This window comes from Micromonospora arborensis (genome assembly GCF_003205615.1).
Classification (GTDB): domain Bacteria; phylum Actinomycetota; class Actinomycetes; order Mycobacteriales; family Micromonosporaceae; genus Micromonospora; species Micromonospora arborensis.
This window is the reverse complement of the sequence record NZ_PYBV01000051.1, coordinates 1-20,932: the sequence shown is the minus strand read 5'-3', so window position 1 is coordinate 20,932 and position 20,932 is coordinate 1. Positions and strand designations below refer to the sequence as shown.

21 protein-coding genes and 1 pseudogene are annotated in these 20,932 nt (G+C 70.6%); 11 read left to right on the top strand and 11 right to left on the bottom strand.

All coding sequences use genetic code 11. From position 1 onward, the window contains the following. Window positions 1-137: 137 nt before the first annotated feature. Window positions 138-662, top strand: a complete 525-nt coding sequence (locus tag C7C45_RS29975; protein ID WP_110567753.1) for a hypothetical protein — start codon at window positions 138-140, stop codon at window positions 660-662. A 129-nt stretch (window positions 663-791) separates the two neighbouring features. Continuing rightward, on the top strand, window positions 792-1,568 hold the full coding sequence (locus C7C45_RS29970) for a class F sortase (protein WP_244200647.1): 777 nt from the start codon (window positions 792-794) through the stop codon (window positions 1,566-1,568). Here C7C45_RS29970 and C7C45_RS35610 read toward each other — a convergent pair. The 5 genes and pseudogenes from C7C45_RS35610 to C7C45_RS29950 form a co-directional block, all read right to left on the bottom strand. Further along, on the bottom strand, window positions 1,565-1,687 hold the full coding sequence (locus C7C45_RS35610; protein WP_280101411.1) for a hypothetical protein: 123 nt from the start codon (window positions 1,685-1,687) through the stop codon (window positions 1,565-1,567). The two genes, C7C45_RS29970 and C7C45_RS35610, sit on opposite strands and share 4 nt — an antisense overlap. Before the next feature lie 181 nt (window positions 1,688-1,868). Further along, on the bottom strand, window positions 1,869-2,189 hold the full coding sequence (locus tag C7C45_RS35290; protein WP_244200645.1) for a zinc-binding dehydrogenase: 321 nt from the start codon (window positions 2,187-2,189) through the stop codon (window positions 1,869-1,871). 196 nt (window positions 2,190-2,385) lie between these two features. Next, window positions 2,386-2,712, bottom strand: a pseudogene (locus C7C45_RS35945) (alcohol dehydrogenase catalytic domain-containing protein); the annotation flags it as partial. A gap of 33 nt (window positions 2,713-2,745) precedes the next feature. Then, on the bottom strand, window positions 2,746-4,185 hold the full coding sequence (locus C7C45_RS29955) for a DHA2 family efflux MFS transporter permease subunit (RefSeq protein WP_208641451.1): 1,440 nt from the start codon (window positions 4,183-4,185) through the stop codon (window positions 2,746-2,748). Window positions 4,186-4,244: 59 nt separating this feature from the next. Beyond that, entirely contained in the window at window positions 4,245-4,880 is a 636-nt protein-coding gene (locus C7C45_RS29950; protein ID WP_110567749.1) for an NADPH-dependent FMN reductase, read from the bottom strand. Window positions 4,881-5,004: 124 nt separating this feature from the next. Between C7C45_RS29950 and C7C45_RS29945 the strand changes: the two genes are divergently transcribed. Both C7C45_RS29945 and C7C45_RS29935 read left to right on the top strand, forming a co-directional pair. Beyond that, window positions 5,005-5,700 (top strand): TetR/AcrR family transcriptional regulator, encoded by a 696-nt coding sequence (locus C7C45_RS29945; RefSeq protein WP_110567747.1) that lies wholly within the window; start codon window positions 5,005-5,007, stop codon window positions 5,698-5,700. Window positions 5,701-5,805: 105 nt separating this feature from the next. Then, window positions 5,806-7,395: a DUF6194 family protein gene (locus C7C45_RS29935; RefSeq protein WP_110567744.1), complete on the top strand. Its 1,590-nt coding sequence runs from the start codon at window positions 5,806-5,808 to the stop codon at window positions 7,393-7,395. 30 nt (window positions 7,396-7,425) lie between these two features. Here the strand turns inward: C7C45_RS29935 and C7C45_RS29930 are convergent, their stop codons facing one another. Both C7C45_RS29930 and C7C45_RS29925 read right to left on the bottom strand, forming a co-directional pair. After that, window positions 7,426-8,004, bottom strand: a complete 579-nt coding sequence (locus C7C45_RS29930) for a nitroreductase family protein (protein ID WP_244200644.1) — start codon at window positions 8,002-8,004, stop codon at window positions 7,426-7,428. 109 nt (window positions 8,005-8,113) lie between these two features. Continuing rightward, a complete protein-coding gene (locus C7C45_RS29925; protein WP_110567757.1) occupies window positions 8,114-8,650 on the bottom strand; it encodes an HNH endonuclease in 537 nt (178 codons plus the stop codon). A gap of 267 nt (window positions 8,651-8,917) precedes the next feature. Between C7C45_RS29925 and C7C45_RS29920 the strand changes: the two genes are divergently transcribed. The 3 genes from C7C45_RS29920 to C7C45_RS29910 all read left to right on the top strand — a co-directional run bounded on the left by C7C45_RS29920 (window position 8,918) and on the right by C7C45_RS29910 (window position 12,136). Further along, window positions 8,918-9,976, top strand: a complete 1,059-nt coding sequence (locus tag C7C45_RS29920) for a mechanosensitive ion channel family protein (RefSeq protein ID WP_110567739.1) — start codon at window positions 8,918-8,920, stop codon at window positions 9,974-9,976. Window positions 9,977-10,210: 234 nt separating this feature from the next. Beyond that, on the top strand, window positions 10,211-11,581 hold the full coding sequence (locus tag C7C45_RS29915; protein WP_110567737.1) for an MFS transporter: 1,371 nt from the start codon (window positions 10,211-10,213) through the stop codon (window positions 11,579-11,581). A 126-nt stretch (window positions 11,582-11,707) separates the two neighbouring features. After that, the gene (locus C7C45_RS29910; RefSeq protein ID WP_110567735.1) at window positions 11,708-12,136 is read left to right on the top strand and encodes a globin; all 429 of its coding nucleotides are present in this window, start codon (window positions 11,708-11,710) and stop codon (window positions 12,134-12,136) included. A gap of 19 nt (window positions 12,137-12,155) precedes the next feature. Here C7C45_RS29910 and C7C45_RS29905 read toward each other — a convergent pair whose 3' ends face one another. The 4 genes from C7C45_RS29905 to ettA form a co-directional block, all read right to left on the bottom strand. After that, complete coding sequence (locus tag C7C45_RS29905; protein ID WP_110567734.1) at window positions 12,156-12,740, bottom strand: type III secretion system chaperone family protein; 585 nt, start codon at window positions 12,738-12,740, stop codon at window positions 12,156-12,158. Between the two features lie 131 nt (window positions 12,741-12,871). After that, window positions 12,872-13,615, bottom strand: a complete 744-nt coding sequence (locus C7C45_RS29900; RefSeq protein ID WP_110567732.1) for a DUF8185 domain-containing protein — start codon at window positions 13,613-13,615, stop codon at window positions 12,872-12,874. Then, on the bottom strand, window positions 13,612-14,058 hold the full coding sequence (locus tag C7C45_RS29895) for an acyl-CoA thioesterase (protein WP_110567730.1): 447 nt from the start codon (window positions 14,056-14,058) through the stop codon (window positions 13,612-13,614). The genes C7C45_RS29900 and C7C45_RS29895 overlap by 4 nt, the downstream gene beginning before the upstream one ends. 12 nt (window positions 14,059-14,070) lie before the next feature. Next, window positions 14,071-15,747, bottom strand: a complete 1,677-nt coding sequence (ettA, locus tag C7C45_RS29890; protein ID WP_110567755.1) for an energy-dependent translational throttle protein EttA — start codon at window positions 15,745-15,747, stop codon at window positions 14,071-14,073. A 211-nt stretch (window positions 15,748-15,958) separates the two neighbouring features. On the opposite strand from ettA, the gene C7C45_RS29885 reads away from it, so the two are divergent. From C7C45_RS29885 to otsB, 4 genes are all read left to right on the top strand, one after another. Beyond that, on the top strand, window positions 15,959-16,243 hold the full coding sequence (locus tag C7C45_RS29885; protein ID WP_110567728.1) for a hypothetical protein: 285 nt from the start codon (window positions 15,959-15,961) through the stop codon (window positions 16,241-16,243). A 49-nt stretch (window positions 16,244-16,292) separates the two neighbouring features. After that, the gene (locus tag C7C45_RS29880) at window positions 16,293-16,622 is read left to right on the top strand and encodes a hypothetical protein (protein WP_146247446.1); all 330 of its coding nucleotides are present in this window, start codon (window positions 16,293-16,295) and stop codon (window positions 16,620-16,622) included. 143 nt (window positions 16,623-16,765) lie between these two features. Continuing rightward, window positions 16,766-18,166 carry an alpha,alpha-trehalose-phosphate synthase (UDP-forming) gene (locus C7C45_RS29875; protein ID WP_110567725.1) on the top strand — a complete coding sequence of 467 codons (1,401 nt, stop codon included), beginning with the start codon at window positions 16,766-16,768 and terminating at the stop codon, window positions 18,164-18,166. Window positions 18,167-18,207: 41 nt separating this feature from the next. Next, window positions 18,208-20,769 carry a trehalose-phosphatase gene (gene otsB / locus C7C45_RS29870; protein ID WP_110567723.1) on the top strand — a complete coding sequence of 854 codons (2,562 nt, stop codon included), beginning with the start codon at window positions 18,208-18,210 and terminating at the stop codon, window positions 20,767-20,769. Window positions 20,770-20,932 lie beyond the last annotated feature (163 nt).

Sequence of the window (20,932 nt, the reverse complement as noted above, 5' to 3'; positions counted from 1 at the left end):
ACCCCACTCACAGATCGCGGCAATCGGGAGGCGCGGCGGGGGCCTCGGGGACGGGCCGGTTTGGGGTTGGGGTAGCGGGAAAGCAGCGGCGTGCCCAGGGGAGGGTTCCGGCGGTCGTCGCCGGTTGGGGGGAAATCATGCAGGGAATCCGCAGGATCAACCGCGCGCTCTCGTCCGCGCTGACACTGGTGGGGCTGATCGGGGCGTTCGTCCTGATGTCGGTCGCGCCGGCGCGCGCCGGCGAGAACGTCTTCGTCGAGGTGATGCCGAACAGCGTCCAGGCGGGCAGCCGGGTAAGCATCAAGGCGAGCTGCGACAACGGCAACAACGACCGCCAGTCCACCGTGCACTCCGATGCGTTTCCGCGCGTGACGCTCAAACCGGACAAGGGCTTCCTGACCGGGCAGGCCACCATCCCGCGCGACAAGCCGGCCAGCGACTACCCGGTCGATCTGCGCTGCGAGAACGGCGAGACCGCCTCGACCACGCTGAACGTGCTGAACATGGCAACACCCAGCAAGGGACCGGCGACCGGGGGTGGCGGAACGGCCAGCGGTCGCGGTACCGGCTCGCTGCTGGTGCTCGGCGGCGTGGCGCTGGTCGCCACCGCGGTCGCGCTCGGAATGGCGGGCGGCCGGCGCCGGACCGGAGCCGGTTCCTGAGCCGGATCACCGATGACCCGCGATGCCGCGCGTGCGCGGCGGGACCGCACCGCCGCGTCTGCGCGGCCGGACCGCACCACCGCGCCTGCGCGGCGGGAGGGCCGCGCCCGCTTCCGGGCCGGGCCGGCGCTGCGTGCCTCCGGCCGGCTGGTGGCCCGCGCCTCCAGCCGGCTGCGTCGGGTCGCCGGGCAGGCCGGGTGGGCCAGTGTCAGCACCAGCGATCCGGCCACCCGCCCGCTGCCACCGCGCCGCCCGACCGGCGCGCGGTCGGCCCGACCCCGTTTCGGTACGGGACCAGGACTGCCGGTGCTGGCCATCGCCGCGCTGATGGTGGTGATCGTGGCGATGCTCGGCGTCGAGCAGGTGACCGGCATGCGCCTGCTGCCGGACCAGCTCAGCGCCGGCCTGCGACCGCCACCGAAGAAGTTCCCGGTGCTGCCGGCCAGTCACCCGACCAGCCTCGCCATTGAAAAGATCGACCTGCAGGCGCCCGTGCACGAGGTGGGCATCGCCCCGGACGGCACCATCGCCGTGCCGGACGCGGCCCGCGCCCAGGAGGCCGGCTGGTACGACCAGGGGCCCACCCCCGGCCAGTACGGCCCGGCGGTGATCGTCGGGCACGTCGACACCACCAGCGGGCCGGCAGTCTTCCATAAACTCCGCGAGTTGCGCGACGGCGACGAGATCGAGGTCACCCGCACCGACCGCAGCGTGGCGGTCTTCGAGGTGAACTCGGTGGAGAAGTTCGACAAGGGGCGACTGCCGGTGGACGAGGTGTACGGCGACTTCAGCCGCCCGAGCCTTCGACTGATCACCTGCGGCGGTCAATGGGTCGGCGGCGAGACCGGCTACTCGGACAACGTCGTGGTCTTCGCCTCACTGGTCAAGGCTCGTGCAGGTGGTTAGCGCTCCTCGTCCCGCATCTCGGCGAGCGTCGCGGCCACGTCCACATTCTCGTCACCGAGCTTCAGCGGAAGCAGGACAGGGCCGCCGCTGGTCGGAGCGACGGCCCACCCCGCAGCCACGAGCCCTAACCCTGGCTCGGGCTGTGGGCGCAGCCGGCGGCCGGTGGTGACCGTCGGTCGCCTCCGGTAGGGCGGATGCGGCGTTGAGCGATATACCTCAGAGTCATATTCATACCTCTGAGGTATATCGCTCAACAGCACATCGACACGACATGCAGCCAAAGCAGATGGGGAGCGCCCTTCACTGCGCCCGCAGGCAGGGCTGTGGCACGAGGATGACCTTGCCGATTGCGCGACGATTCTCCAGGTCGGCGTGCGCGTCCTCGGCACGGCTGAGGGGATACCGGGTGATCAGCGGTGTGAGTGCGCCGTCTGCGGCCGCTCGGATGGCCCGGGCCTGCAGCTCGTGCATCGTGCCGGCCCGCCGCAGCAACTGTGGCCCCAGCGCCCAGGTGACGGTGCTGGCCCGCGCGATGATGTCGTCGGTGGTGATGCGGGTGGCGGCACCCGAAGCCCAGCCGTGCAGCACGAATGGTGGCCTGCCGGACCTTGTCCGGTCCACCGACCAAGGCCACGACGACGGCGCCCTGACGACGTAGGGCCTGCACGAGCAGGGCGCCGACGCCACCGGCTGCCGAGGTGACCAGCGCGACGTCTCCGGGGCCGGGCTGCGCGACGTCCAGCAGCCCGAGCGTGGTGGCACCCGTGGTGACCATCGCCACGGCGGTCTCCGCGCTCAGTTGCTCGGGCAGGTCGTGGAGGGCATCGATCGCCGCCACCGCGTGCTCGGCATAGCCACCGTAGGACGCGAGGGTGCCCACCACCGGACGACCCAGCCAACTGTCGTCGACGTCCGACCCGAGCGCGCTCACCACCCCGGCGACCTCACTGCCCAGCACGACGGGCAGTGCCGGGGCGGGATGAGGGCCGATCCCGCGTCCGGTCCGCAGCGTGGTCTCGATGAAGTGGACGCCGCTGGCCCGTACGTCGATGCGAACCTCTCCCTTCCCGGGCACCGGTGCGGCGATCTGCTCGTACCGAAGGTTTCCGGCGGGTCCGAACTCGTGCAGCCGTGCCGCGTACATGAATGGTGTGCCCTTCTGGAAGTCTCGACCGGCTCAGGCCGGGTCGGGCAGGCGCGGTGCGCTCGTCGCGCCCGTCCGTCGTCGCGGCAGCAGCGCCGCCGGTAGCGCCGCCAGGGCGAGCAGCGTCACCGCCCACCAATAGGTGTGCTGGAAGGCGGCCGCCGACCGTGTCCCGCCCCCGGTACGTGCGGTGTTCGACGCCAGCACCACTGACAGCAGCGCCGTGCCGATCGAGACGCCCACCTGGGAGCCGATGTTCAGCAAGGTGCTGCCCGACGGAACGTCCTCGGTGGCCAGCCCTCGAATCGCCGTCGTGTTCGCCGGCATCATCACCATGCCGACACCGACCCCCAGCACCAGCAGCGCTGCCGCCAAGCGCCAGTACGGCGTTTCCGGCCCAACCTGCACGGCGAACAGCGACAGACCACACGCGGCGATCAGGATGCCGGAGAGGACCATCAGTCGCGGGGAGACCCGGTCGACCCTGCGGGTGGCGACCTGCATCGAGACGCCGACGGCGACGGCCAGTGGAACGCCCAGCAGGCCCGACGCGGTCGCACCGAGCCCGCGCGTGGTCTGGTAGTACATCGGCGCCAGCAGCATGGAGCCGAAGTATCCGGCCGGGAACAGCACCATGGCGGTGCAGCCGGCCGCGAAGGTCCGGTCACGCAGCAGACGCAGCCGCAACAGCGGAACGCGGGCGGTCAGTCCACGGGCGACGAATCCGATGGTCAGCAGCAGCCCGGCTACGGTGGGCAGCAGTGCCTGCGGTGCGGTGAGGTCGCCGCGCTCGCCGGCGGCCGACAGCCCGTAGATCAGCAGGGCCAGTCCCGGGGACAGCGTCAGCAGGCCCACCAGGTCCAACCGGGTTGCCGGCGGTGGCTCGTCGTGCCGCAGCAGCCGCGCCGCGAGCACCAGCGCCAGCGCGCCGACGGGCAGGTTGACCAGGAAGATCCAGTGCCAGGACACGGTGTCGATCAGCCAGCCACCCAGGATCGGCCCGGTCACCGGGCCGATCAGCACCGGAATGCCGAGCAGGGCCATCGCCCTGCCCATCCGTTCCCGGTCGGCGGTCCGGATGACCATCGCCATACCGACCGGCACCAGCAGCCCGCCGCCGAGCCCTTGCAGGATCCGAAACAGCACCAGTGTCTCGATGTTCCAGGACAGCGCGGCCAGTCCGGAGCCGGCGGTGAACAGGGCTATGGCGGTCAGGTAGGTCCGTTTCGCGCCGAAGCGCGACATGGCCCAGGCGGCCGCCGGGATCACGGCGGCGAGGGCGAGGGTGTAGCCGGTGACCACCCATTGGACGGCGGCGAGCGGCGCGCCGAACACGACCGCCAGCGGACGCAAGGCGACGTTGACGATCGTGACGTCCAGCACGGCCATGATCGAGCCGATCACGACGACGGTGAGCACACCAGCCAGGCCCCGGGAGGTCCCGTCGGCGGTGGAAGCGGTCGTCCCGGTCAAGCCGCTGTCCTCGGTGGAATCCCTCTTTCCAGCGCGGCCGGCGACGCCGCGCACCGCCGTCACTTGCCGTACGGCTGAATGGCGCGAGCGGCACGTAGTGCGCGGCCCCACCACACCAGCTGATCGACCATGCTCTTGGCGGCTCCCTCGCACACCGCCGTGTCCAGTGGTACGCCGTCCTCGCCCAGCCCGGACCATGGCCCGTGCAGGCTGACGGAGTCGCGCACTGTCATGGCGTGCAGCTCGGCGAAGACCTGCCGGAGTTGCTCGACCGCCCGGAGGCCGCCGCCCAGCCCGCCGTACGAGACGAACCCGATCGGTTTGGCCTGCCACTGGACGTAGTGCCAGTCGATGAGGTTCTTCAGGGCGGCCGGGAAGCTGTGGTTGTACTCGGGGGTGACGACGACGAATGCCTCTGCGGCGGCCAGCCGGGGGCTGACGTTGGCGAGGGTGACCTGGATCGTCGGGGCCGGCGCGGGCAGACCGTCCCAGCCGGGCATGGCCACGGGGAGATCCAGGTCGGCGACGTCGACGACGTCGAGTTCGATGTCGGTGCGCCCGCCGACATGGCGGGTGAACCATTCCGCGACGGATGGGCCGACGCGGCCACCGCGAGCGCTACCGACGATGACGGCGACCCGTAGCGCGGCGTTCTCGGCCGTTGCCGGCTCAATGACGCGGGTGGTTTCGGGCATGACGGTTCCCCCAGGCGGCTCGCTGTTTGTGCGTCCGATGCGACGCGTACGGTAGATTACAACGGTCGTTGTAGAAACTACAACCACCGTTGTAATTAACGAGCAGAACGCGGGAGAGGCGACGATGGCCAGCACCGACCACGAGGACGGAACGGCGGCGACCCGGCCGCGCCGCGGGCGAGGGGACAAGGCAGCGGCGATCGCCCATGCCGCGTGCGAGGTCTTCGGGCGGGACGGCTACACCCGGGCCAGCATCGACACGATCGCCGCCGAGGCCGGCGCCTCCACCCGCACGCTCTACAACCATTTCCCCGGCGGGAAGGCGGAGCTGTTCCGCTCGGTCATGCAGTGGAGTGCGGGGCAGGTCAGGGACGAGCAACTCGTCCGACTGCGGAAGTTCCTGGATCCGCAGCGCCCGCCCCGACCCGAGGATCTTGAGCGGGACCTGCTGGCCCTGGCGCGCGCCTGGGTCGCCCTGATGACGGACTTCCGGGACCACTTCGCACTGGTCCGACACATCCACGGCGAGGCCGGGCACGTCCCTCCCGAGGTCCTCGACGCCTGGCAGGAGGCCGGGCCGCGCCGGGTCTCCCGCGAGCTGACCGTGGTCATGGCCGCGCTGGCCGACCACGGCCTGCTCGACGTACACGGCAATCCCGCCCAGGCCACGGCCCACTTCATGGCCCTGATCTCTGCGGAGATCGCGCAGCGGTCCTACTGGGGCGTCATCCCGCTGCCACCAGAGGAAACCGATCGGATCACGGCGGTGGGCGTCCAGACCTTCCTGCGGGCGTACGGCGCCGCCGGGCGGCCCCGGTGAGGAAGTCGCCTGGCGACGTACCCCAGGGTTTGAGGGTTTTGCGGCCGTCGCCGTGTGCCAACGCGCGAAAGCCTCAACCGCTGGTTCAACGATACGGTTGATGGAATGACTTCTCTTCTCGACCTGCTCGCCGCAACGCCGAGCCTGCTCGCGCTCGGCGAGCCGACGCATGGTGAGTCCGCCTTCCTGCAGATCCGCAACGACACCTTCATGTCGTTGGCTGAGCATGGCTACCGCTCGATCGCACTGGAGAGCGACCGGGCGGCGGGGCTGATCGCCGACGAGTTCGTGCGCGGTGACGATGCCGTGACGCTCGACCGTGCGCTGGCCGAAGGGTTCAGCCACGGCTTCGGCGCCGCCCCGGCCAACCGCGACCTGCTGCTGCGGATGCGCGAGTGGAACGCCGGACGGCTGGCGGCCGAGCGCCTGACCTTCCACGGCTTCGACGCTCCGCTGGAGATCGAGGGCGCTCCGAGTCCACGGCGCTACCTCGCACGGGTCTGTGACTTCCTCGGCCTCGACCGGTCAGCGGAGATCGACGACCTGATCGGGGACGAGGCTCGGTGGAGCGACACGGCCGCGATCTGGGAGCCGGGCAGGTCGATCGGGCGCTCGACCGACGCCCAGCGCCTGCGGGTGATCGCCGACGACCTCCTGAGCAAGTTGTACCTGCAGGCACCCCGTCGGCCCGAGGGCTGGCAGGCGGCGTTCGTACACGCCACGTCCGCGGTCGCGTTGCTGCGCTACCACGCCGCTGCCGCCGCGCCACTGGCGCAGGAGGAACGCTTCGCCCGCCTGGTTGGGGTCCGGGACGCGCTGATGGCCGAGAACCTGCTCGCGATCCGGGCGATCGAGGCACACCGCGGGCCGACCCTGGTCTTCGCGCACAACACGCACCTCCAACGCCACCCGAGCACGATGACGATGGCCGGCACCGAGGTGTCGTGGGCCGGCGCCGGCGCGATCATCGCAGCGCTGCTGAACGAGCAGTACGCGGTGGTCATCGGCAGCCTCGGCGCGAGTCCCGCGCTCGGCATCGGGGCACCCGCCCCGTCGACGTACGAAGGCAGGCTCCAACAGAAGAGCAACCATCCCGGGTACGTCCGTGCGTCCGAGATCGGACCGGCCGAGCGGAGAACGCACGACTACCGCTACTTCCCGCTGGATCAGGCCACCATCGACCACGCCGACGCGGTGCTGCACATCCCGACCGGCGTCGACACGGCCGTGCTCGCCGATCGGATCCTCGCGCTGCCCGGCGTCGAACAGGTCGTGGCGAGCGAGGAGAACGGAGCACCCGAGGGGGCCTGGGGCGACCGGTTCTTCCACGTCGGCCCGGACCGCCGCCAGCCGTTCGCCACCATCGTCGAGCACGACGTGCCCGGCTTCGACGAGGCCTCCCAGCTCGACCGTCCCGGTGTCTTCCGGCTCAACCTGGACCTGGGTCGCGCCGAGTTCGAGAGGCTGTTCGGCTTCCCGCCCAAGGCGTTCGAAGACCACCGGGACACGTTCGACTTCGCCCGGCTGGACACCCTCGTGCCGCACCCGGGCTACGCGCTGTACGGCTTCGGCAGCATCGTCATGCCCGGCCCGCAGATGTTGCCCGAGGTCGACCGGCTGCTCGCGGTCGCGTACGCCCGAGCAGCCGACCGCCACCAGCGCGCAGGCCGCCGGGCGGCCGACCAGCAGGGCTGAGCCAACCACCAGCGCCGCAGTCGCGCCGTCCTACGCTCGACGCGGCTGGTCGGTCGTGTCGTGGTCGGGCGGTGCGACTCCGGCGGTGATGAGGTCGGTGATGCTGCGGCGGTGTCGCGGGATGGGCTGGTCGTCATCGGCTGCCACGCCGATGGCGGTCATGGTGAGGATCTGCCAACCGGGTGCGACGCGCATGGTGTCGTGGAGGGCGTCGAGGTTGAAGGCGCGGAACTGCCGGCACGCCAGGCCCATGGAGTGGGCCTGCACGGTCATGTGCGCGACCGCTTGGCCGAGGTCGTAGTCGGCGAACTCGGAGTACTCGATCCCACTGTCGTCCACCTCCCGCTGCGCAAGGTTCACGACCAGCGCGCTGGCCTGCGGGGCCCATCGACGTGAACTCGCGGCGAGGTGGTCGACCAGTGCGGCGTGCCCCGCGTCGCCGCGTCGACGGAAGTGGAACGCCCACGGTTGGGAGTTACCGGCCGACGGCGCCCACCGGGCCGCCTCCAGCAAGATCGCCACGTCCGCTTCGGACAACTGGTGGTCACTGTCGAATCGCAGCGGGCTGAAGCGGCTCTGCAGCACCGGCGCGATCCCCGTGGCGGTCACGGCTGACCCCAGCCGTCAGGCTCACGTGGGCACACTGTCGTCATGACCTCATCGTGCCGGACGGGCAGGCAGTCCCCGTCGACGCATCGCGTCAGGCCAGCCGGGGCGGTCAGGCGGCGACTTCGGGCTCCCGCAGGTCGAGCCAGTCCGCCCAGCGGGGGTCGGGTGCGCGGTGCCCGAGCACCCGCCAGGCGGTGCCCTTCGGCGGGGCCGGCAGCGCGTGCAGGCGCCAGCCCATCTCTGCCGGGGTCTTGTCGCCCTTGGTGTGGTTGCACCGGGCGCACGCGGCGACCACGTTCTCCCAGGCGTGCCGGCCACCCCGGCTGCGGGGAAAGACATGGTCGATGGTCTCGGCCGGGCCACGGCAGTAGGCGCACCGCCACCCGTCGCGGGCGAAGATGGCCCGTCGGGACAGCCCGACATGCGTTCGGTACGGCACGCGGACGAAGCGGGTCAGCCGGACCACTGATGGCACCGGGAGGGCGTCCCGAGCACTGTGCAGGATGCCGTCACCATCGGCGACACAGACCGCCTTCGCGGAGAGGACGAGGATCGCGGCGCGACGCACCGACACGACACACAGCGGCTCGTAGGTGGCGTTGAGGACCAACGCGCCGGAGCCCACCGTGGGTCGTATGTCAGGCATCGCGATCACCCTCCCGGTTCAGCGGCTGCTGCGGACCGTCGCCGACCGGGGCCGGGGCACGACGGCCCACACGGTCGACGCCAGGCCGATCACCGACGTCCGTTGCGCCAATAGTCCCTGATCGGACCCCGGATTGCACGCACTAATCCGGGGTCGGTCGTGAAGCTCTTTCCCGCACCTGTCACGATGGCCGGTTCGCCCCGTTCCGGCCATGCCCTCGGCGGCAGGTCACCCGGCCGGTGGGTCGGCAGTGGGCGCTCGGGCTCCTTGCGGTACGAAGACAGGGTGAGTGCCGCCAGCGTGATGCCCCTTGCCCTGTCCACCGTCGGGTCGGTGAACTGCCAGGGCAGTTCCTCCTGCGAGTTCCTGTTCAGAATGACCAGGTCGGCCTGGTTCGCCGAGGGCAGTTACTGGATCCTGCTCAAGCCGCTGCGGGTGCTGCTGATCGTGGCGCTGGCGATGGTGGCCCGCTGGGCGGTGCACCGCACGATCAACCGGTTGGTGCGGACGACCACCGACGGTGCGGTGCCGACGATGCTGCGGCCGCTGCGCGAGCGGGTGCCCAGCGCCGCGGTCGACCCGACCGAGTTCGTGCCCGAGCGGCGACGGCAGCGAGCCGAGGCGATCGGCTCCGTGTTGCGCAGCTTGACCACCGCGTTCGTCTTCGGCATCGCACTGCTGATGATCCTGCGGGAGTTCAGCTTCGACCTGGCGCCGCTGTTGGCCAGCGCGGGTATCGCCGGCGTCGCGCTGGGCTTCGGCGCGCAGAGCCTGGTCAAGGACCTGATCGCCGGCCTCTTCATGCTGATCGAGGACCAGTACGGCGTGGGCGACAACGTCGACCTGGGCGAGGCGATGGGCGTGGTCGAGGCGGTCGGGCTCCGGGTCACCACCGTGCGCGACGGTCGCGGGGTCCTCTGGTACATCCGCAACGGCGAGATCATCCGGGTGGGCAACAAGAGCCAGGGCTGGGCTCTCGTGGTGGTGGACCTGCCGATCGGGTTCAGCAGCACCGAGGAGGCCACCGCCGTCCTGCGGACCGCGGCCGCCTCGATCGCGGTGGACCCCGAGCTGTCACCGGAGATCGTCGAGGCACCGGAGGTGCTGGGCGTCGAGCAGGTGACAGTGGACGGCGCGGTCATCCGGACGGTCGTGAAGACGACCGCCGACGGGCAGTTCGCGGTGGGCCGGGAGTTGCGTCGGCGGCTCGCGGAGGCTCTGGAGAACTCGGGGATCACCGCGCAGATCGCTGCGGCCCGCATCTATCCCGGAATGCCGAGCCGGCCGTTGTCCGACGGTGAGACTGGTCAGGGCGGCGCTACCTGATCCAGGTGCCACTGTCCTCGAATTCAGGGGTCGCGGGCCGGCCGGCCCCTCAGGTATCGTCCGTTCGTTCAGTCGGGGAAGCGACGAATGACCCGTTCGACCTAGCTAGTTGTCAGACGATCGGGCAGAATCCGGAGCACGCGTTCCCGCCAAAGCGTGATCACATCCTCGCTGATCCGTAGATCTGACGAGCGCATCCGGCTGGGCTGCCACGAGCGGCCGACCCGGAGGCCGATGGAGGCGACGGTGCCCGACGAGCGACCTTCCGCGGAAGGTCCAGCCACTTTTCGCGAAGTGTTCGCCCAGCACGAGTTCCGCGCCGTGTTCGTGGCGGGCGCTCTTTCCTGGGTCGGCGACTACGTCGCGAAAGCTGCCGTCACCCTGCTCGTCTATCAGAAGACCGAGTCGGTGGGGCTCTCCGCGGTTGCCTTCGCGGTCAGTTTCCTGCCCTGGCTGCTCGGCGGTCCCGTGCTCGCCGCACTCGCCGAGCGGTACCCGTACCGGCGGGTGATGGTGGCGTGCGACCTCATCCGGATGGCGCTGATGCTGCTCATCGCCATCCCGCAACTGCCGTACCAGGCGGTGTTGGTGCTCATCTTCGCCTCCACGCTGGCCAACCCGCCGAGCCAGGCGGCGAAGTCCGCGTTGATGCCGCAGATGCTCGCCGGGGACCGGCTGGTGCTCGGGCTGTCGCTGAACGGCAGCGTCGGGCAGGCGGCCCAGATCATCGGGTACGTGCTCGGCACCGCCGTCGCCTCGATCGACCCGAAGGTCGCGCTCCTGTTCAACGCGGCCACGTTCGGCGTCTCGGCGCTGCTGGTCCGCTTCGGAGTGCGAGACCGGCCGGCGGTGGTGACGCCGGAGCACCGCAGCCACCTGCTGCGGGAAACCCGCGAGGGCTTCACCATCGTCTTCGGAACACCGGTGCTGCGGGCGATCGCGGTGCTGGTGTTCAGCGCGATGCTCTTCTCGATCCTCCCCGAGGGGTTGGCCGTTGGCTGGGCCCACGAGGAGGGCGACGCCGCCATGAGCGCGAGCACGGCCCAAGCAGTGATCATGGTGGCCAGCCCGGTCGGCTTCATCCTCGGCGGGTTGCTGGTGAGCCGCCTGTTCGGGCCGGCCCGCCGACTGAAGCTGATGCGGCCGCTCGCGGTGCTCGCCCCGCTGGTGCTGGTGCCGGCGTTGCTCAATCCGCCGCCGCTGGCGGTGGCGTTGCTGGCCGCTCTCTGTGGTTTCGCGGTCGCCGGCATGTTGCCGATGGCCAACGGGCTCTTCGTCCAGGCTCTGCCCAACGGCTTCCGGGCCCGCGCCTTCGGGGTGATGGCCACCGGCGTGCAGGTCATCCAGGGTTTCGCGGTGCTGGTCACCGGGCTGATCGCCGATCACTTCGACAACATCCCCTTCGTGGTGGGGCTGTGGAGCCTGGCCGGCGTGGCGCTGATGGCGGTAGCCGCGCTGCGTTGGCCGAGTCAGCAGACGTTGGACAAGGCGATCGCGGCGGCGTCGGCGGCCAATGCCGAACCGCCCGCCAACCCGGGCGGCACGGCGGCAGGCCCTCCCGAGCCGCGTTCCGGCGACGGCCACCGCCGGCACGCGGTCACCTGACCGGGTGCGCCCACACGGACACGAATGACCCCTGGGGGGCCCGGAATCCCCCCTGGAGGCCGGGCGTGATCCGACGCACGGTGCGCGGGTCGGGTTGACCCACGGCGCACCTGGCAGGATGGAACGGTGAACTCCGCAGGCGAATCCGACCGTCCCGGCGCATCGACGACCCTCTTCGAAGCGGTCGGCGGCGAGCCCACCTTCCGCAAGCTGGTCGACGAGTTCTACGCCGGCGTCGCCACCGATCCTCTGCTGCGGCCCATGTATCCGGAGGAGGACCTGGGCCCGGCGGCGGACCGGATGACCCTGTTCCTGATGCAGTACTGGGGAGGGCCGAACACCTACTCCGCACAGCGCGGCCACCCTCGGCTGCGGATGCGGCACGCGCCCTTCCGGATCGGCGCGGCCGAGCGGGACGCCTGGCTGCGGAACATGCGCCGAGCCGTGGACCGGCTCGATCTGGAGCCGGAGATCGCCACCACGCTCTGGGACTACCTGGAGCGGGCCGCGTACTTCATGGTCAACGCCGAGGAGGACCCGGCCCACGGTGGCTGATCGCGGCGCCGCGGCAGCGTCAGAGCAGCGCGCCCTCGTCGTGCAGCCAGTCCACGAAGCTGGTGGCCACCGCCGCGCCGCAGTCGAGCATCTCGACAAGCAGCGCGTCGTGGGTGCCGGCACCGAGCGGCACCTGAAGCTCGGCGTAGATCGGCAGTTGGCCGCGCTCGGTCGGGTCGCCGATGTACGCCTTGCAGAACCGGCGGGTGTGGTTCCACTCGTTGACCACCCGGTAGGCCCGGTCAGCCCAGTCCGGCGGGACCGTGGCGTGCGGACGTGCCCGCATGACCAGGATCTCGTCCTCCGGCCCTTCGAGGGTGACCAGCACCGCGTGCCGCTCCCACATGGCCAGCAGGTTGCCGTCGCCGTCGGCCAGGTAGCGCACGTCGAGTAGGTCGAGTGCGTCGCAGACCCGGCGCAGACTCACCGGCTCGACGGTGGCGAGCATCTCGGTCAGCACGGGCCGCTCATTGGGCGGGCAGTCGTCCCCCGGCTTTCGAGGACTGGGCGGTCCGACCCGGACCGCGCTCTCCACTGTGATCCCGCTTCGGGTTTCCGGATCGCCGCCGTCGGCGGGACCGGGGCGCCATGACCACCACGGCATCGCTCGCGCACCTCACTCCCCAGCGGATCCAGTCGCCTACGGTGCGTTGGATCCGAGCATGGACGGTACCCGGACAGCCGAGCTGAAGCACCCCCCCAACGACCGCCCCTGCCCAGAAGAATGAGCCGGGGTCATCCGTTCGGACGAGTCCTGAGGGGTGTCACGCCAAGATCCGTGGCCTTCTGCAACCATGCGGTTCCGTATGGTCCCGCCAGGCCGACCCAACGACCGGCCACCCGCACCTGGGCAGCGGCCTCCTCGTTGCCGGCGCCCGGGCCGTCGGCCGCGCCGAGGAAGCCCATCCGGACCACCCCCTGCACCAGCCGCTGCGACACCTCGACCGGCGGGGCGGCCGATCCGTCCGGCGTGACCAGCACCGCCACGTGGTCGAGCAGGGCGTCACGCAGCGCCCGCTGGCCGACCGCACGGCCGGCCACACCCTGCTCGCTCGCCGTACGAAGGGTGCCCGCCGCCGCATCCGCGATCCGCCGCAGCTCGGCGACGGGCAGCGCCTCCACCGGCCGGCTCCGCACCGGAGGCAGCGGCCATCGCCACTGCGCGTCCCGGCGTGCGGGCAGGGTCGCACCACCGCGCTCAAGCTCGGCCAACAGCTCCGCGGCCGTCACCGTGACGTCCTCGGCCACGCCGTCGGCCGGCCCACCGGCCACCGTGCGGACCACCAGAACCTGCCACGGCAGCCGGGCCCAGAGGGCGATTCGGCCGGGCCCACCGGCCGGCCGCAGCCGGACCGGTGCGATCGGGTCCAGCCGTACCAGCCGGGCCAGGAAGGCGCCCGCGTCCGCCACCCCGGCGACGCCGTGCGTCGGAGTCGACGCCGCCGCCGGTCCAGGCCCGACCGAGCCCGGCCGGGTCATGCCACGCCGCCCTGCGGTGCGTACGTGAGCAGGAAGTCCCGTTCCTCCGGAGTGATCCGGCGGGGCGCCTGGCGGGTCAGGTCGAACGGCACCAGCACCGAGCGGGCGCAGCTGGCCAGCACCTCACCGTCGTACAGCTCGTAGGCGACGGTGAACCGGGAGGCCCGGATCTCCTCCACCCACAGCTCGATCCGAACGGTGGGCGCCGCCTCCGCGGTGGCCCGGCCCAGCGCGTAGTCGACCGGGCGCAGGTAGTCGACCTCGTGCCGACGGATCACCACCCCGTCGGCGAACGAGCCGACCCCCCAGGCCCGGCCGCCGGCGAACATCAACGCCACCCGCGCCTCCTCGTACAGGGTGAGGAAGCGCGAGTTGTTGATGTGGCCGTACGCGTCCAGGTCGGACCAGCGCAGAGTGCAGTGGTAGACGAACCGGTCAGACACCTTCTCGGCCGGTCAGTCGCGGGTCAGCTTGCGGTAGGTCACCCGGTGTGGCCGGGCGGCCTCCGCGCCGAGACGGTCGATCTTGTTCTTCTCGTACGCCTCGAAGTTGCCCTCGAACCAGAACCACCTGGACGGGTCCTGATCGTCGCCCTCCCAGGCCAGGATGTGCGTGGCGACGCGGTCCAGGAACATCCGGTCGTGCGAGATGACCACGGCGCAACCGGGGAACTCCAGCAGCGCGTTCTCCAGGCTGGACAGCGTCTCGACGTCCAGGTCGTTCGTCGGCTCGTCCAGCAGGATGACGTTGCCGCCGATCTTCAGGGTCAGCGCCAGGTTGAGCCGGTTGCGCTCACCGCCGGAGAGCACCTTGGTCGGCTTCTGCTGGTCCGGTCCCTTGAAGCCGAACGCGGCGATGTACGCCCGCGACGGCATCTCGACCTTGCCCACCATCAGGTAGTCCAGGCCGTCGGAGACGACCTCCCAGACGGTCTTGTCGCCGTTGAGGCCCTCACGGTTCTGGTCGACGTACGACAGCGAGACCGTTTCGCCGACGCGGACCGAGCCGCTGGTGGGCTGCTCCAGCCCGACGATGGTCTTGAACAGCGTGGTCTTGCCGACGCCGTTGGGGCCGATGATGCCGACGATGCCGTTGCGCGGCAGCGAGAACGACAGGTTCTCGATGAGCAGCCGGTCGCCGAAGCCCTTGTTGAGGCTGTTCGCCTCGATCACCGTGCTGCCCAGGCGCGGGCCCGGCGGGATCTGGATCTCTTCGAAGTCCAGTTTGCGGGTCTTCTCCGCCTCACTGGCCATCTCGTCGTACCGGTCCAGGCGGGCCTTGGACTTGGTCTGCCGGGCCTTGGCGTTGGAGCGGACCCACTCCAGCTCCTCGGTGAGGCGCTTCTTCATCTTGGCGTCGCGGCGACCCTCGACGGCCAGCCGGGCGGCCTTCTTCTCCAGGTAGGTGGAGTAGTTGCCCTCGTAGCCGATGGCCCGGCCGCGGTCCAGCTCCAGGATCCAGCCGGCCACGTTGTCGAGGAAGTACCGGTCGTGGGTGATCGCCATGACGGTGCCGGCGTACTTGGCCAGGTGCTGCTCCAACCAGGAGACGCTCTCCGCGTCCAGGTGGTTGGTGGGCTCGTCGAGCAGCAGCAGGTCGGGCGCCTCCAGCAGCAGCTTGCAGAGCGCGACCCGGCGGCGCTCACCACCGGAGAGCTGGGTCACGTCGGCGTCCGGCGGCGGGCAGCGCAGCGCGTCCATGGCCAGTTCGAGCTTGGAGTCGATGTCCCAGGCGTCGAGGTGGTCCAGCTCCTCCTGGAGCTTGCCCATCTCCTCCATCAGCTCGTCGGAGTAGTCGGTCGCCATCTGCTCGGCGATCTTGTTGAACCGCTCCAGCTTGGCCTTGGTCTCGGCGACCGCCTCCTCGACGTTGCCGAGCACGGTCTTGGCCTCGTTGAGCGGGGGCTCCTGGGCGAGCATGCCGACGGTGTAGCCGGGCATGAGCCGGGCCTCGCCGTTGCTCGGCTTGTCCAGCCCTGCCATGATCTTGAGCAGGCTGGACTTGCCGGCGCCATTCGGACCGAGCACACCGATCTTGGCTCCCGGCAGGAAGCTCAACGTCACGTTGTCGAGCACGACCTTGTCGCCGTGCGCCTTGCGGGCCTTTTCCAGGACGTAGATGTACTGGGCCACGGTGCGGGCTACCTCCGTCGGTTGCTGTCGCTGATCGGCGGCGCGGGCGCGGGCTGCGAGGACCGCCCACCGCCGCCGGCCGGTGACCGGCCGCGCGCACGCCATCGTCAATCCTGACAGGTACGGCGCGCTTCGCCCACATCACCCCGCCCCAGGAGTACGCGGGCGAGCCTCCTTGCCGACCGTGGTATCACTCGCTAGCGTCCCTGGTATGACCAAGAAGATCGCCATCAGCGTGCCGGATGACGTGGCGGAGCGACTGGCCGAGGAACCCAACGTCTCCGCCTTCATCACCGACTCCGTTCGTCAGCGGATGGCCGGCGAGCGCACACGGCGGACACTTCGACAGGTGGGTTTCCAGCTCACGGACGAAGGCCTCGCCGAGGCGGGCAGGAAGCTCGACGAGGCACACGCGAAGATCACGCCGGCACTGCGAGCCAAGGCAGCCGCCCTGCTGAGTGAGGCGTCTCGCGGACGGATGACCATTCGTGACTGATGCTGGCCTCGTCCTCGACACGGGATGCCTCCTCGCCTACTCGGAGGGCATGGAGGCGGTCGGGGAGCAGATCGCGAAAGTCGCGGACAAGGGACAGGCTGTGATCGTCCCGGCGCTCTGCCTGGCAGCCGCATACCGCCAGGTGACAAGCGACGGGTGGCCGCTGCTCGACATCGTCGGCGATCTGGAGCAGGTCATGGTCACGCCCGTGGAGCACGACATGTGCTCCATCCTCGGCGGCTGGTCGCGAACCCTCGGCGGCATGGATCTCGCGCAGGCTGCGATGGAGGCGGCGCGGGCGATCACGCCGATCATGACGGATCGGCGGGAGCTGCTCGGCGAGGTGCTGCCCAAGGAATGGCCGATCATCGACCTCTGATCGGCAGGCTGTCGACAAGATCACCTTCGGGATTTCGACGCGTACGGGGCGGGTAGGAGACTCCGGCACGAGGCACAAGACGCCGCAGCTACGCTCAGTACGCTCATCGCGGTGGACCCGTCAGTACCCGGAGGTGGCCGATCGTGACCGTCCGTAGCTCCTTTGTCGTAGTGGCGAATCGTCTGCCGGTCGACGAGGTGAGCACACCTGAGGGACGGCAGTGGCGGCGCAGCCCCGGCGGGCTGGTCACCGCGCTGCATCCCGTACTCGCCGAACACCAGGGCACCTGGGTCGGCTGGGCCGGTGGCACCGGCGCCGCCCCCGAGCCGTTCGACCTCGAGGGGATCCGCCTGCACCCGGTCCCGCTCAGCGCCGAGGAGTTGGAGCGCTACTACGAGGGCCAGTCCAACGCGACGATCTGGCCGCTCTACCACGACGCGGTCGAGACCCCGGCCTACAAGCGCCGCTGGCGGGAGGCGTACCGCCTGGTCAACGCCCGGTTCGCGGAGGCCGCGGCGGACGTCGCGGCCGAGGGCGCGACGGTCTGGGTGCAGGACTACCAGCTTCAGTTGGTCCCGGCGATGCTCCGTGAGCTGCGCCCGGACCTGCGGATCGGGTTCTTCCTGCACATCCCGTTCCCGCCGATCGAGCTGTTCATGCAGATGCCGTTCCGCACCGAGATCCTGCGCGGCCTCCTCGGTGCCGACCTGGTCGGTTTCCAGCAGCGGCTGGCCGCACAGAACTTCGTCCGGCTGGCCCGGCACCTGCTCGGGCTGCGCTACGAGGGGCAGATGATCCAGGTCGACGGTCGGCAGGTGAAGGCGGGCGCCTTCCCCATCTCGATCGACACCCAGGAGATGGAGCGGATGGCCGCCGATCCGGCGATCCAGGCCCGGGCCAAGCAGATTCGCGCCGAACTGGGCGACCCGAAGACGATAATCCTGGGCGTGGACCGGCTGGATTACACCAAGGGCATCGAGTTGCGACTCAAGGCCTTTCGCGAGCTGCTGGCTGACGGAAAGTTGACAGTCCCCGACGCGGTCATGGTGCAGGTGGCCACTCCCAGCCGCGAGCGCGTGGAGCACTACCAGGCGCTTCGGGTCAAGGTCGAGCGCGAGGTCGGCCGGATCAACGGCGAATTCGGCAGGGTCGGCGTGCCGGCGGTGCATTACCTGCATCAGTCGTACAGTCGCAGTGAGCTGGCCGCGATGTATGTTGCTGCCGACGTCATGATGGTGACCCCGCTGCGAGACGGGATGAACCTGGTGGCGAAGGAATACGTAGCATCACGTGCCGACCAAGGCGGCGCGCTGGTGCTCAGTGAGTTCGCCGGTGCCGCCACCGAGCTTCGCCAGGCATTTTTGTGTAACCCGCACGACCCGGACGCGGTCAAGGACGCCCTACTCCGGGCCGTGCACGTGGAGAAAACCGAGGCACGCCGCCGGATGCGGACAATGCAACGTCACCTGCGTACCCACGACGTGGGCCACTGGGCCAAGTCGTTCCTCTCGGAGCTCGGAGTTTCCGAGGCGGAGGCCGAGTGAACACGACAGTCACCGATGGAGCGGCAATCGCCACCGGGGTAATGGACCCGGAGCTGCGCTCCGCCATCGGCCGGATCGCCCGGGTCCCCCAACTCCTGATCGCCTGCGACTACGACGGCACACTGGCGCCGATCGTGGAGGACCCGAGCACAGCCGTTCCGCTGCCCGAGTCGGTGGCCGCGGTCCGCGCGCTCGCCGCGCTGCCGCAGACCACCGTGGCGGTCGTCTCCGGTCGGGCGCTGCGCGACCTGGCCGCGCTCTCCCGGCTGCCCAGCGAGGTGCACCTCGTCGGCAGCCACGGCTCCGAGTTCGACATCGGCTTCGTCGAGCGGCTCTCCCCCGAGCTGGTCGCGGTCCGCACCCAGGTCCGGGACGCGCTGCGCGAGATCGCCGCCGAGCACCCGGGCATCCGGCTGGAGCGCAAGCCGGCCAGCGTCGCGGTGCACACCCGCGGGGTCGACCCGCAGGTCGCCGCCGCGGCCATCGAAGCGGTCCGCAACGGCCCGGCCACCTTCGACGGCGTCACGGTGACCCAGGGCAAGGAGGTCATCGAGCTCTCCGTCGTGGCCACCCACAAGGGCACCGCGCTCGACCAACTGCGGACCCAGCTCGCCTCCAGCGCGGTGCTCTTCATCGGCGACGACATCACCGACGAGAACGCGTTCGGTCACCTGCACGGCCCCGACCTCGGCATCAAGATCGGCCCCGGGGACACCCAGGCCGGCTACCGGGTGGCCGACCCCCTGGAGGCGGCGCGCGCACTGGCGTTGCTGCTGGAGACCCGGCGGCACTGGCTGTTCGGCGAGCGGGCGGTGCCGATCGAGCGGCACTCCATGCTCGCCAACGGTCGTACGGTCGCACTGCTCACCCCCGAGGCCAAGGTGAGCTGGCTCTGCCACCCCAAACCGGACTCGGCGGCGATCTTCGCCGACCTGGTCGGTGGCAGCCCGGCCGGTCACTTCAGCGTCGCCCCGGAACGCGGCGGCATCCCGCTGGGTCAGCGCTACCGCTCCGGCACGATGACCGTGGAGACCCGCTGGTCCGGGCTCACCGTCACCGACTGGTTGGACAAGCCGGCCCGGGAGACCACCCCGGACGGCCCCGCGATCGTCACCGGCGACTCGACCCTCGTCCGGGTGCTCACCGGCAGCGGCAAGGCCCGGGTGGAGTTCGCGCCGAGGCCCGAGTTCGGCCAGGTCTCCGTGCAGTTGCAGCCGCTCGGCGACGGCCTGCTGGTGCTCGGCTCCAACGAGCCGGTCGCGCTCTACTCCCCCGGTGTGCAGTGGGAGGTCGTCAACGACGGCGGGTACGAGACCGCCAAGGCGGTCGTCGACCTCTCCGCCGCCGGCGGGCAGGTCGTGCTGGAGCTGCGCTTCGCCACCCACAGCCTGGAGCACCACCGGGTGCCGATCCACGAGCGGCAGGCCGCCGCCGAGCAGCCGTGGAAGGACTGGGTGGCCTCGCTGAAGCTGCCGTCCACCGCCCGGGACCTGGTGGCCCGCAGCGCACTCACCCTGCGCGGGCTCTGCCACGAGGCCACCGGCTCGATCCTGGCCGCGGCGACCACCTCGCTCCCCGAGGAGCTGGGCGGCGTCCGCAACTGGGACTACCGCTACTGCTGGCTGCGCGACGCCGCGCTGACCGCGCGTGCGCTCGTCGACCTGGGCTCCATCGAGGAGGCCGAGGCGCTGCTGCGCTGGGTGGACGGGTGCATCGAGCGCACCGGCGGCCACCCGGAGCGACTGCACCCGCTCTACACCATCGACGGCTACGAGCTGGGCGCCGAGGCTGTCATCGACACGCTGCCCGGGTACGCCGGCTCCCGGCCCGTCCGGGTCGGCAACCTCGCCAACCACCAGTTGCAGCTGGACGTCTTCGGCCCGATCGCCGACCTGATCGCGGCCGTCGCCGACGCGCGCGGCTCGGTCCGCGACGACGAGTGGCGGGTCCTGGAGAACATGGTCGAAGCGGTCCGTCGGCGCTGGCACGAGCCCGACCACGGCATCTGGGAGGCCCGGCTGCCACCACGGCACCACGTCTTCTCCAAGGTGATGTGCTGGATGACCGTCGACCGGGCGCTGCACGTGATGCGTGAGCACGGCGGCGAGGACCGGACCGAGTGGAAGGACCTGCGCGACCGGATCGGCGCCAACGTGCTGGAGCACGGCTGGCACGCCGACGTCGAGGCGTACAGCGTCGCGTACGGGGACGAGGACATGGACGCCTCGTCGCTGTGGATCGGGCTCTCCGGCCTGCTCCCGGGCGACGACCCGCGCTTCCTGTCCACCGTCCTGCGGATCGAGGCGGACCTGCGCAGCGGCCCGGTCGTCTACCGCTACCACTGGGACGACGGCCTGCCCGGCCGTGAGGGCGGTTTCCACATCTGCACGGCGTGGCTGATCGAGGCGTACCTGCGCACCGGTCGCCGCACCGACGCCGAGGAGTTGTTCGCGCAGATGGTGCTCACCGCCGGCCCGACCGGGCTGCTCCCCGAGCAGTACGACCCGCTCGCCGAGCGCGGCCTGGGCAACCACCCGCAGGCGTACAGCCACCTCGGTCTGATCCGCTGTGCCCTGCTGCTGGACAACATGCTCAAGCAGTAGTCGACAGCACGCACGACGACGGGGCCGGAGCGCACACGCTCCGGCCCCGTCGGCTGTCCGGCCCTGCCGGTAGGTGCCGCACCGGCTGATACCGGTCACCCGAGCGCCACCGTCACCACCCTCGCCCTGGCCCTCCGCCCACGCTTTGCTCTGCTTCAGCCGA

What these genes read in the sequence shown, in the direction of transcription:
- C7C45_RS29975 (WP_110567753.1), top strand. Translation starts at nt 138, where the DNA reads ATGCAGGGAATCCGCAGGATCAACCGCGCGCTCTCGTCCGCGCTGACA.
- C7C45_RS29950 (WP_110567749.1), bottom strand. Translation starts at nt 4,880, where the DNA reads ATGCCCGAAACCACCCGCGTCATTGAGCCGGCAACGGCCGAGAACGCC.
- C7C45_RS29945 (WP_110567747.1), top strand. Translation starts at nt 5,005, where the DNA reads ATGGCCAGCACCGACCACGAGGACGGAACGGCGGCGACCCGGCCGCGC.
- C7C45_RS29935 (WP_110567744.1), top strand. Translation starts at nt 5,806, where the DNA reads ATGACTTCTCTTCTCGACCTGCTCGCCGCAACGCCGAGCCTGCTCGCG.
- C7C45_RS29925 (WP_110567757.1), bottom strand. Translation starts at nt 8,650, where the DNA reads ATGCCTGACATACGACCCACGGTGGGCTCCGGCGCGTTGGTCCTCAAC.
- C7C45_RS29915 (WP_110567737.1), top strand. Translation starts at nt 10,211, where the DNA reads ATGGAGGCGACGGTGCCCGACGAGCGACCTTCCGCGGAAGGTCCAGCC.
- C7C45_RS29905 (WP_110567734.1), bottom strand. Translation starts at nt 12,740, where the DNA reads ATGCCGTGGTGGTCATGGCGCCCCGGTCCCGCCGACGGCGGCGATCCG.
- C7C45_RS29900 (WP_110567732.1), bottom strand. Translation starts at nt 13,615, where the DNA reads ATGACCCGGCCGGGCTCGGTCGGGCCTGGACCGGCGGCGGCGTCGACT.
- C7C45_RS29885 (WP_110567728.1), top strand. Translation starts at nt 15,959, where the DNA reads ATGACCAAGAAGATCGCCATCAGCGTGCCGGATGACGTGGCGGAGCGA.
- C7C45_RS29880 (WP_146247446.1), top strand. Translation starts at nt 16,293, where the DNA reads ATGGAGGCGGTCGGGGAGCAGATCGCGAAAGTCGCGGACAAGGGACAG.
- otsB (WP_110567723.1), top strand. Translation starts at nt 18,208, where the DNA reads ATGGACCCGGAGCTGCGCTCCGCCATCGGCCGGATCGCCCGGGTCCCC.